Here is a 12262-nt window from a genome sequence, read left to right as displayed (position 1 = left end):
TCAAAAGAAAAGTTTCCATTATATTTAAAAGAACTCGAATTCCGTTATAATAATAGAAAAGAATCTATCTTTAATCTGATAACAAAATATATCACAAATTTGGTGCCAAATCTTTTATAATCACCTTAATTTATTGTATCCTTGAGTGTGACTAAGGAAATTATTACAAGGAGAAGCTTTCCTCATGTACTTAGAGACCTTTATACTATAGTATTCTCATTCTTAAATTCACCAAGAGGGAACTCCGCTATTATTTCATGCTCTATCCTCTTTAAACACTCTTGGGGAGATAAATGCCAGTTGGGAGGACAGGCAGATAAGACTTCCACAAAACTGAAACCAATCCCATCTATCTGTTTCTGAAAAGCAGTTCTTACGTACTTCTTGGTGCGCTGATAATTAGCTGGACTATGTAATGACCCTCGCGCGCTGTATACAGTCCCTTTAAACGTAGCTGCAAGCTCGGCAGTGTGTACCGGGTATCCTTCCAAGGAAGGAGCTCGTCCACCGGGGGTGGTAGTCGTTTTCTGCCCTATGAGACTGGTGGGTGACAACTGACCACCGGTCGTTCCATAGTTCGTATTATTATACATAATCGTTGTGATCTTTTCCCCACGTGTCATGGCACCTATAAACGCACCCGCTCCAATACCTATACAGTCTCCATCACCCTGAGCTGTGAATACTATGCTTTCAGGATTTAGACGCTTCAGAGCAGTAGCCGAATCAAGGGCACGGCCATGAGCACAGCTTAAAGCATCAAGGTCCCAGGATACCTGAACAAAACCATGACAACCGACACCGAATACGCAGATAACCTTTCCATCAATACCCATTTCTTCCAGTACCTCAGCGATGATCCGGTGTATCACTGGATGCTGACACCCGGGGCAATACATTGCTGCACCCGGAGGGTCTTTCCAAATCCTCGGATTTCCACAAACCTTCTTTCTCATAACAACCTCTTTATCTCCTCAATGACCCGAACTGGCATTATCATAGCCCCATCAGTCGGCATATGCCGATCGAAGTATACCTATCAGGTGGACATCTGTCTTACCCTCTACACTGGTTCTTACGTCCTGTATCATCAATCAAAGGCTATCCTCAACAACCAAAAAAGCTTCTTTACTCAGGGCTCCTCCATTCGGTCATCGGCATAAACTTTCCGGTGGAAGGATCTGCCTTAAAAATCTTCCAGGTACTTCCCCCCTTATGGTTTGTTGGACTATAGCTTATAGAACCCGTGAGTCCTCCTGTATCAAAGTTCTTCATCCCTTCTAAACTGTTTACCAGAGTCTCCCCATTGAGATCCCTGCCTGCCCTCCTCATACCTTCGATTGTAACCGTTGCCCAAACCCAACCAAGCGTATAGACCTTTTCGTGATATGGTTTGTCCGCCCCTGGTTCATATTTGAGAGTAGCTTCCCTCATTTTTGCCACACCAGGACCCTCATCATACCATGAGGACATAGCATTGACTGAATAGTATATACTAGTCGCATCACCTGTTGCATTTATTACACCTTCATTACATGCCGCCCAACTGCCAAATAAGGGAACCTTTAAACCAAATTTCCTCATCTCTCTGAGCAGGACTACCACTGGCTGGGAAATTGCACCGCAGAAAATAACATAATTAACATTAGCCTTCTTCATGTTCATTACCTGAGATGTTGCCTCAAAGGCACCAGGGTTGAGTACTTCTTTTGTTACAGGCTCTAAATTATAGGATTTGAGCCTCTCCAATGTGGGTGCCAAATCTGATTTCCCTGTCTCATTATCTGGATAAACTAACGCAATCCTTGGGTTCTTCGCCTTTAAATCTTTCATGATATAATCCACAATCACCTTCATCTGACCAGGGTATGTGTCCTGGATGGTAAATATATACCGCTTGAAGGGTTTTATCATCGATTCCGCTGACGATGCCGGGATGGTAGGAACCTTCTCCTTCTCGATGCTCCTAAACAGGGCAACAGCACCACCTGTAGGTGTGGGTCCAATCAAAGAAACGACTTTGTCTTTGTAGAGCAATTTTTTGAAGGAAGACACAACAACCGGCATAGCATAATGGTCATCTTCAACCAATGCCTTCAGCTTTCTTCCATGTATTCCCCCCTGATCGTTGATGAATCTAAATAAGGTCCTGATTGCTTTTGTTGGCGGTTGAGCCACACTTGCAGCAGGCCCTGTTTGATCGAGTATAACCCCCACCTTTATCGTATCATCCGTCACTCCCCTTGCTTCCTCCGCATAAGCGGACAAACTCAGTAAAAAAATTAGGCTTAAACACAAAGTAACCATTCTTAAAAAACCGTATCTCTTTTTCATAGAGTCCTCCTGGTATTATGTATCCTTTAGTGTGATTAAGGAAATATTATAAGGAGAAAAATTTACAAAAAAAGAGTAGTCAATGCTTAAACGGATACCTTAAAAGTCTGCTCGGTATTGCCATGAGGTAAGTCTTTGTGAGTAAGGATAGTCCGTTGAGGGCAAAAGTCAATAGTAGAAAATTGGAGGGATAATGGATGCATAAAACACCCAATCATGCTAGAGATAACAGGAAGGATCTAAGGTTTGCTTTTTTGTTTTTTATCCCAAGCTTTAATCTTAAATTTTTTCTGTGACCTTCGATTGTCCCTGTGGAAACATTCATCAATTCTGCTATTTCTTTAGCAGTCTTTCCCTGTTTCACAAGATTCGCTATTTGAATCTCTGTTGGGGTGAGGCTCAAATATGTAGATGATAATTTGCGAGAAAACGGCGAAATGATATTTTTAAGATTTGATTCAAGGATGTCTATGTATGCCAGTTGCCTGGGATGTAGCTTTGTACTCTTCAACTTCTCCAAAAATGGTGATACCAGCTCTTTCACATTGATCAATATCTTTTCTTCAATCTCCGTCCTGTCTTCCTCCCTCCTTCTTAGCAAGACTTTTAAAGCAGTATTCATCTCCTCAAGACTTTTAGTCTTAATCTGTAAATCTGCCTCTCTTTGTCTCAGGACATGTTCTCCCCTCTTCTTTTCACTAACGTCCAGAAATGAACCCATCATACATATTCGCTTACCCGCATTGTCCCGAACAAAGCTTGACGAAACCTGGGCATCGAACAGTGAACCGTCTCTCCTTTTGCCTTTAAGCTCTCCTATCCAGTTCCCCTTGGAAATCAGAGCTTCCAGGGTCTCCATAGGCTCCTCTTCCGTCGCCCATAGCTCTAAATTATGTCTTCCCAGAATCTCCTTTTCATCATCATAACCCCACATTTTTAAAAAAGAATCATTTACATACATAATATACCCATCAAAAGTAGAGAAAACGATTGCGTTAATAGACGATGCTATGGCATTATCCCTTATCATCATTGCATCTTCTGTCTGCAGCTTTCTTAATTCTGACTCGACCCTGTCTAATTTCTTTTCTGGTTTCCCATCTCTTGGTTTTTTGGTCATTAAAAAAACTCCTTTTGCTCTTAAGAATAAAACCCCCACCAGAAGAAATTAATCTGTGCTAGTGGGGGCTAAATTCTAACCTTGAATCCATGCTCACCCCTCAGATGAGGAGGTTAACCAAATCAAAGTTATAGATGCGTGACCTCAACTATGTTGAAATTAAGAATTAGAAGAAACTCTGTTCGGTTCTTTTGATAATAGAATCCTGCAAGCCCTTGCTCAAATCCACAAAATAAGCGCTATAACCAGCTACCCTGACTATGAGATCCTGATACTTCTCCGGGTTTTTCTGGGCAGCTAAGAGGGTTTCGCGGTCCACTATATTGAATTGGATATGGCTTATTCCCAAATCTGCCCATGATTTCAAATAATTCATAAAGACATTTTTCATGTCTCCTTCCAGGACTGAAGGCAAGAATTTCTGGTTGAGGAGATGATTGTACGTCTTATCGGTGCTTATCTTACTGGCTGACTTCAGCACAGCAGTAGGGCCGTTATGATCCCCCCCCTGAATTGGGGATAAAGTTGCATCGGCAAAAGGCTCCCCATCTTTTCTGCCATCCGGCGTTGCGGGAGTATCATGAGCTAATCCATAGGTTGCTGAGACACCGCTTCCGTCGCCCCTGAGAGGAGTCCCGAACCTATCGGTAAACTCAGCCAGTACAGCTGATGTCTTAATCTGAACTTCAGCGGCAATCTCATCGGCATAGTCATCGTCGTTCCCATATTTCGGGGCATTTATCACCACCTGCCTTATATCTTCATATCCCTCCCAGTTGCTGTCCATGGCTTTGATAAGTTCATCCATCGAAATCTTTTTATCCTCGAAAACAACCTTTTTAACTGCAGTGATGGCGTCGGCAACATTGGTCGGACCGATCAGGACACAAAAGTCATGAATCATCGATGGATATGCCCATTGTTGCTTCTCTTTCCCCTGTTCGATACATCCATCTAACAAGGCAGAGTAAAAGGGCCTCGGAAGATATTTCGTATAAAGAGAACGACAAATATTTTCTAAAGTCATAAACTTTCCTACAGCAAAGCGTACCTGCTCCAGGTAGGCATTCATGAGCTCTTCTGCTGATTTGAAGGTTCTGGGATCAGGCGTTCTGGAACCCCATTGATCGCCGGTTTTGGGATTCACCCCTTGATGAAGTGCCCACCACAGGCATTTGGGAAGCGCAAAATAAGCGGGAAACCTCCTTGCAATATTCTTTCCGGGCAGTTCCAGATAAACACATCCCGTTATAGCATAGTCTCGCGCATCTTCAAGGGGAACCCCCCACTTCTCCATTAACGGAATCAAGGATTTGTCGTTCATGAAAGAGGGGAAACCTATTCCCGTGTGAATAGTGTCAATCGCTTTTGAGAGAAGTTCATCCGGGGTACCTCCATGATAGCGCAAGGCGATACTCGGTTCTAATAACCTCATAGTCTCGGCTGTTTCTAGAACCAGGTATGTCATTTCATTGGTGACATCGTTTCCTTTTTCATCTACCCCACCTAGAGTTACGCTTTGAAGGGACGCTACACCACCATAGACGGTCGATACCATCGGTGAGTATATAAGACCCAGTTCTTGAAATTTTGCCCAGAGAAGCTGAAGGAGTTCCAGTGCTTCATCTCTGGTAATCCTACCAGCCTGAAGGTCTCTTTCATAATAAGGCCCAAACAGTTTATCGAAGCGTATCCCGATTCCATGTGTGGAGAATTCTATATACCGCACTACATGGACAAGAAAGAAGGACTGTAATGCTTCAAGAAGAGACCGGGGTGGGTTTGTCGGAACCCACTCACATGTTCTTGCTATTTCCTCTAATCGTCTCTTATCGGCTGGATCCGTCGTCTTCTCAGCCATCTCATGAGCCTTCTCAGCGTAGCGATTTGCAAATACTATGACTGCTTTCAGGCAGATGAGAGCCGCCTGCAGAAACTCCTTCTGATCAATGTAGTCCAGAGGAACTGTCCTATCGATCTCCATGAGTCTGTCCTCTACCTGTTTGATTATACCGTTGAGCCCCATCTGGAATATCTTTTCAAAATTGACGATCCCTACTTCTGACCAATGAGTCCAGAGAAAAGTACCTTCATATTTCCAGTATTTTCCCAAGGTATCTCCAGTAAACATCGCTTGCTGCCGGTCGCTCATGGATTTTCCTTTCCAGTACTCGCAAAGTTCTGCCAATTCGGCCCGACCAGCATCGTCCAACAGGGTCTGACCCTCTTCACCGCTTACGATCCTCGAAACAGTCCGCCACATTTGATCTATACCATAGTAGATCCCTTCAGGTGTAGCAGCATGATTGCCAACGATTCTCTCCCAATCCTGAATATAAAGATCCATTTTGGTCAGGATATTTGCCAAAGCCTTAGCCCTTCGTATAACCATAGGCTCTCCGTCAGTCTGTTTATATGACTCGGTGAGAAGACGCGATCTCTGCAAGTCTAATTTGACCTCAGGACGATACATTCCTCGTGCTGCGTCATCTTTTTTAGTTCCAGCCCGGACATTGCGAACCGTCTTTGGAACAAGTTTGCTTTTTAAGAATTCTACTTTTGTTTCCATTCTATTATCCTCCTACTATAAGGTTAAAATTATACAACTGCAAGAAGGCATTACACATTCTCAAACATGTCAAAATTCAACAGGGCATCCTATATGGCATAAGCAAACCACATCATAATAACTATGATTTATATTCAATTCTAAACCAATTTTGTGAAAAAGCAAAAAGAAAAAAATCGAACCTTTATCTAAAGCATTCAAACGGAAAATCAAAGACTACCTGGGACGAGGAAGTGGTTTTTTCCAGTTACTAATGGCAACCAGCATGCCATTATCAACATCAGCTTTGTAAAGTATACAACTCTCTGATCCCTCCCGGTCATCAGGACCCCAGGTAATCGGCCCAGAGAGCCCCCATGCGTCGAAATCCTTTACAGTCTCCATGGCATTCACCAAGCTATCGTTATTCAAGTCTACTCCTGCTCTTTTCATACCTTCTGTAAAAAGCATTGCGTTGACCCACCCAAAGGTATAGTGCTCACTACGCAAAGGTTTTTCTGTGCCAGGTCGCAGTTTTAAGGTTATATCCCTCATCTTTTTAACCGCTGGTGTATCTTCGTACCATGGCCGGAACAGAGTTGCTCCAACAAACCCTCTGGTTGCGTTTCCGCTCAAAACAACAACGTCCCTTTGTGTATCTAAAGATGTCCCTAAAAAATTGGTCTTAAATCCAAACTTCTTGGCTGCTCTTAATAAAAGAGAAGCAGGCGCAATAACATGATGGACTATAACGAAATCGGGCTTGTACCTTTTCATAGAGAGAATCTGGGATGTGGCGTCCAATGCACTGAGATCCAGTATCTCTTCATGAAGCTCAACGCCAAATATCTTTGCCTGTTTCCGCGCCTCTCTTGCCCCTGATTTGCCAAATTCGACATCAGGATACACAACTGCTACATTCGGTTTTTCAGCTTTCATATCCGTAAATATATAATCAAACAATATCTTAACCTGATTTTCGTAGGATGTTGCAAGATGGAAGGTATATCGCTTGAAAGGGTTAAACATTTGCTCAGCGCCGCTTATCGCGACAGTGCAAAGCTTTTCCTTTTGAATTTGAGACTGTAAAACTGTAGCTTCACCCGTAGACGTAGGTCCAAAAAAGGTAAATACTTTGTCTTTATAAAGCAATTTTTTAAAAGCTGCCATTGCCCTGGGTATTGAGTAACCAGTATCCTCAGAGATAATTTTTATTTTCCGACCGTGGATGCCCCCCTGTTCATTTATATAGTGAACATAATTTCGGATTCCCTCCGAAACAGATTGGGAATCTTTTGCAATGGGACCTGTATCGGCGTTTAAATGGCCCATTATGATTGTGTCCTTCGTCACCCCCCTGGTTTCACCCAAAACCGAGGTGTACCAAAGCAACAAAAGTGGTGCTATTAAGATAATACTAATCTTTTTCATTCTTTCTCCTCCTTTATACAGTAGCCTTATCCTTCCCCCTTGAGACTGTGTCGTAATGCTCTTTTTGTCATTGCGAACGACCGAAGGGAGTGTGGCAATCTTTGTATAATCAATAACATATGAGATTGCTTCAGTCGTTTCACTCCTTCGCAATGACATTGTGACACAGTCTCCAAGGCAAGAAAACGTTATTATCTGTAATAAACAGGAACATTATATAACTGATTTGTTAGATGGATACCCTAAAAGCCTGCTCGGTATTGCCATGAGGTAAGTCTTTGTGAGTAAGGATAACTCATTGAGGTCAAAAGTCAACAGTAAAAAAGTGGATAGCTACTGTATAGATAAAATACCCAATTACGATAGAGACAACAGGTAGGATCTAAGGTTTGCTTTTTTGTTTTTTATTCCAAGCTTCACCCTTATATTTTTTCTGTGAGTCTCGATTGTTCCTGGAGACACATTCAGCAATTCTGCTATTTCTTTAGCAGTCCTTCCCTGTTTTACAAGATTTGCTATTTGAATCTCTGTCGGAGTAAGACTTAAATATGTGGATGATAACTTGCGGGAAAATGGCGAAATAATATCTTTAAGATTTAATTCAAGGATGTTTATGTATGCCAGTTGCCTGGGATGCAACTTTGTACTCTTTAACTTCTCCAAAAATGGGGCTACCAGCTCTTTCACATTGACCAATATCTTTTCTTCAATCTCTGTCCTGTCTTCCTCTCTTCTTCTCAGCAAAACTTTTAAAGCAGTATTCATTTCCTCAAGACTCTTAGTCTTAAACTCTAACTCGTTGGTCTTAAGCTGTAAATCTGCTTCTCTTTGTCTTAGAATCTGCTCTGCCCTCTTTTTTTCGCTAATGTCCAAAAATGAACCCATCAAATATATCGCTTTACCCACCTTATCTCGAACCAAGCTTGCCGAAAGCAGAACATCGAACAGTAAACCGTCTTTTCTTTTGCCTTTAAGCTCTCCTATCCAGCTCCCTTTGGAAATCAGAGCTTCTAGTGTTTCTTGAGTCTCGTCTTTCGTTATCCACAGTTCTGAATTAAGCTTTCCTAAAACCTCTTTTTCATCATCATAACCCCACATTTTTACGAATGAATCATTTGCGTACGTAATATGTCCATCAATGCTAAAAAAAGAAATCGCGTTAATGGACGATGCTATGGCATTATCCTTTACTCTCATTGCATCTTCTGCCTGCTTTTGCTTGGTGATATCCCTTGCAACTCCCAGAATTCCTATGGGCTTTTCCGCAGCGTCTTTCAATAAAATCACAGACATATATGTGAGAAAAGCGGTTCCACCTTTTCTCACATGTTTTATCTCACCCTTCCATAAGCCCTGTGTTTTTATTTGATTCGTAGCGACTTTATGCTCATCTGCCTGTCCCTCTCCAAACAGATTCACTGCGTTCATCCCAATCATCTGCTCAGGGGAATAACCATGCATTCTGGCGAAGGCATCGTTCACATATGTCAGTTTTAGTTCTAAGTCACTTATGGCTATGCCATCTATGGATTGCTCAACAGGAAAACTCAGTTTTCTTATTTCTGTTTCAACTCTGTCTAATTTCTTTTCTGACTCCTCATGCATTGGTTTTTTGGTCATTAAAAAACCCCACCAGAAGAAATTAATCTATCACCTAACCCTTTACAAAAAATAGATACAATTGTCAAATTTTCTTTTCTTCAACGAGGAAACTACAAGGGCCATTTGGCCATATTTCTGAGTACATACTAATCTTATGGTCTTTGACTATGTGGGCTTTGGGCATGAAAAGGCGAAAAAAGACTGGATTTTGTTCTATAATTGAGGTATAGGTAAGCGTATGGTTAAGTAACGATGATAATTTTGTAAAAGTATTACTCCAAACCTTTTGTGCCTCTTTCGTACCAAGAACGTTATCATAAATTTTAGCCCGTATTTTAAGATGAAAGGAGGAAAATTATTATGCCAGAGAAGAAAGTGGGTGAGGTGATTAAATTTTTTGCAAAACCGAGTGTAGCTGCAATAAAGATAACCGAAGGCACTCTAACTGTCGGTGATACAATATTCATTAAAGGGCATACTACAGATTTTCAAGAAGAGGTTAACTCGATGCAAATCGACAATGTGCCGGTGGAAAAGGCAGGAGTAGGACAACTTATTGGAATCAAGGTCAAAGACAGAGTGAGAGAAGGTGACACAGTTTACAAGGCTGTAGAAGAAGATTAACTGTTTGGCATTCTTATGGAAGGAGTGAATGATGCCTATCTCAAATAGAATTAAGACTGGCTTAGAAAAGGGCTCTTGGATAAGAAAGATGTTTGAAGAGGGCGATAAGCTAAAGGCAAAACTGGGAGCAGATAATGTCTACGATTTTTCTCTGGGTAACCCCTTCGGAGAACCCCCCCCTGAGTTCTTGAACGAGTTGAAGAACCTGGTAAACAATCCAACCCCGGGAATGCACCGTTATATGCCCAATGCAGGTTTTGTAGAGACAAGAGAGGCTATAGCCAGGGTTTTAGCAGAAGATTCAGGTATGGATTTTAAGTGGGATAACATCGTTATGACATGCGGTGCTGGTGGCGGACTCAATGTAGTCTTAAAAACCCTTATTGATCCAGGGGATGAGGTTATAGTACTCACTCCATTTTTCGTAGAGTACAGGTTCTATATAGACAACCACAGTGGTGTATGCAGGGAGGTGCCTACCGATGAAAAATTTGACATCGACCTGGAGAAATTAAACCAGGCTATTACCTCTAAAACCAGGGCTATAATTATAAATTCTCCCAATAATCCTACAGGAGTGGTTTACAGTTTAAAATCTCTGGAAGAGCTTGCAGGACTTCTAAGAAAAAAGGAAAAGGAACTGGGTACTGTTATATATGTAGTCTCCGATGAACCATATAAGAAGCTGGTCTATGACGGTTTAGAGCCTCCAAATGTATTCAGGCTTATAGATAATAGTATTGTGGTCACCTCCCATTCAAAGGACCTATCAATCCCTGGAGAGAGGATAGGTTATATAGCCGTCAATCCAATTGCAGATGATCTTCAGGACCTGATTAATGGTTTCACCTTCTGCAATAGAGTTATAGGATTCGTGAATGCGCCTGCTTTAATGCAGAGGGTTGTAGCCGGATTGCAGAAAGTATGTGTAAACGTGAATGATTATCAGGAAAAAAGGGACCTGTTCTATAACAGCCTGACTGAGATGGGCTATCAGATGGTCAAACCTCAGGGCGCATTCTATCTGTTCCCCAAATCCCCCATACAGGATGATGTGGCATTTGTCAGGGAGGCACAGAAGAAGAATATTCTGATTGTTCCGGGAAGTGGTTTCGGGACACCCGGTTATTTTCGCATTGCATACTGTGTTGAGAAGAAGGCTATAGAGAATTCCCTTCCAGGTTTCAGAGAACTGGCAAAGGAACATGGCATAGCGTAAATAAGTAGGGGCAGGTTTGAAACCCTATAACAAGCTACAGGGAATTATCAAGTTAAAAGGGGAAAATAATTGGGCTATTTCAGGAAAAACATAGAAAATATGGAGGGGTATCAGCCTGGAGAGCAACCTCAGGACGGGAAATATATCAAACTGAATACAAACGAGAACCCATACCCCCCTTCTCCAAAGGTTGCAGAAGCAATAAAAAAAGAAGCCAATATCTCAATCCGTTTATACCCGTCACCTATGGCTGATTCACTGAGGAGAAAAGCAGCAGAGGTCTATGGTGCCAAAGAAGAGAATATTCTGGCGGGAAACGGGGCTGATGACCTGCTCTCTATCCTGGTCAGATCATTTGTAGGGAAAGGCGACATGGTAGTCATACCTACTCCTACTTACACCCTTTACGATACTCTGGTGGCAATTCAGGAGGGTAAAAAATTAAACGTACCATTTACTGAGGACTTTGAAATCCCGGAAGGGTTTGTTAAACGAGGTGCAAAGCTGACCTTCCTTGCCAATCCCAACTCCCCTTCCGGAACCTTTACCCCGGTAAAAAAGATTGCAGGCATTGCTAAAGAACTGGAAGGGGTATTGGTTGTAGATGAGGCATATGTAGATTTTGCTTCTGAGAGCGCCATACCGTTGATCAATGAATATCCGAATATAGTAGTGCTGCACACCTTTTCAAAGTCTTTTTCACTGGCAGGTATGCGTATTGGTCTCGCATTTGCTAACCGTAACCTGATACAAGGAATGGCAAAGATAAAAGACTCGTATAATCTCAACAGACTGAGCATAGCTGCTGCCACTGCTGCCCTGAACGATATGCCATGGATGGAAAAGAATGTGGCAAAGATAAAGAAAACCAGGGGTGAACTCAGTACATCTCTGGCTGAATTGGGATTTAAGGTATATCCATCTCAAAGCAATTTTGTCCTGGCAAAGATTTCTGGCAGAAACTTAAAAGGCATATATGAGAAGCTGAAAAGAAGGGGTATTCTGTTAAGATATTTCGACACCCCTAAACTTCAGGACTGTCTCAGAATCACTGTTGGCACCGATGATGAGATAGCAAGGTTGCTAGAGGAACTCTCGGAGATACTAGAAAAGAAGTAGGCTCAATATGTCAAAATGGAGGGAGATTGCTGATATAAGATTCTTTTAGTGAACACCAAAGTTGAGGTAAAATACAAAGGTAGCAGGGATTCCAGGGACAGGGATTCCGGGGACAGTATACTTAATACTTGACAATTTGGGACAATACCGGCAATAATCCAGGCATGGCAAGGATAGCAAGAGTCGTCATACCGGGAATACCTCACAACATCACCCAGCGGGGTAATCGCCGGATGCAGACTTTTTTCTGCGACGATGATTATCA

Annotated in this window: 10 protein-coding genes; 4 read left to right on the top strand and 6 right to left on the bottom strand. The window is 42.2% G+C overall.

From position 1 onward, the window contains the following. Positions 1 to 200 precede the first annotated feature (200 nt). The 6 genes from AB1401_15065 to AB1401_15040 form a co-directional block, all read right to left on the bottom strand. On the bottom strand, positions 201 to 956 hold the full coding sequence (locus AB1401_15065; protein ID MEW6616773.1) for a thiamine pyrophosphate-dependent enzyme: 756 nt from the start codon (positions 954 to 956) through the stop codon (positions 201 to 203). A gap of 172 nt (positions 957 to 1128) precedes the next feature. Beyond that, on the bottom strand, positions 1129 to 2334 hold the full coding sequence (locus AB1401_15060; GenBank protein MEW6616772.1) for an ABC transporter substrate-binding protein: 1206 nt from the start codon (positions 2332 to 2334) through the stop codon (positions 1129 to 1131). Positions 2335 to 2548: 214 nt separating this feature from the next. Next, positions 2549 to 3454, bottom strand: a complete 906-nt coding sequence (locus AB1401_15055) for a PAS domain S-box protein (protein ID MEW6616771.1) — start codon at positions 3452 to 3454, stop codon at positions 2549 to 2551. A gap of 166 nt (positions 3455 to 3620) precedes the next feature. Beyond that, entirely contained in the window at positions 3621 to 6023 is a 2403-nt protein-coding gene (locus AB1401_15050; protein MEW6616770.1) for a pyruvate formate lyase family protein, read from the bottom strand. Between the two features lie 216 nt (positions 6024 to 6239). Then, positions 6240 to 7433, bottom strand: a complete 1194-nt coding sequence (locus AB1401_15045) for an ABC transporter substrate-binding protein (protein ID MEW6616769.1) — start codon at positions 7431 to 7433, stop codon at positions 6240 to 6242. Between the two features lie 357 nt (positions 7434 to 7790). Next, entirely contained in the window at positions 7791 to 9053 is a 1263-nt protein-coding gene (locus tag AB1401_15040; protein ID MEW6616768.1) for a PAS domain S-box protein, read from the bottom strand. Between the two features lie 342 nt (positions 9054 to 9395). Here AB1401_15040 and AB1401_15035 point away from each other — a divergent pair, with 342 nt between their 5' ends. The 4 genes from AB1401_15035 to AB1401_15020 all read left to right on the top strand — a co-directional run. Continuing rightward, the gene (locus AB1401_15035) at positions 9396 to 9659 is read left to right on the top strand and encodes a hypothetical protein (GenBank protein MEW6616767.1); all 264 of its coding nucleotides are present in this window, start codon (positions 9396 to 9398) and stop codon (positions 9657 to 9659) included. Between the two features lie 31 nt (positions 9660 to 9690). Then, a complete protein-coding gene (locus AB1401_15030) occupies positions 9691 to 10878 on the top strand; it encodes a pyridoxal phosphate-dependent aminotransferase (GenBank protein MEW6616766.1) in 1188 nt (395 codons plus the stop codon). 69 nt (positions 10879 to 10947) lie between these two features. Continuing rightward, positions 10948 to 11997, top strand: coding sequence for a histidinol-phosphate transaminase (hisC, locus tag AB1401_15025; protein ID MEW6616765.1), 1050 nt, complete (start codon positions 10948 to 10950; stop codon positions 11995 to 11997). Between the two features lie 164 nt (positions 11998 to 12161). After that, positions 12162 to 12262, top strand: a 101-nt coding sequence (locus AB1401_15020; protein ID MEW6616764.1) for a transposase, incomplete at its 3' end; no start/stop codon positions are given.

Source organism: Thermodesulfobacteriota bacterium (assembly GCA_040757775.1).
Lineage (GTDB): Bacteria > Desulfobacterota > UBA8473 > UBA8473 > UBA8473 > UBA8473.
This window is presented reverse-complemented; position numbering and strand designations above follow the sequence as displayed.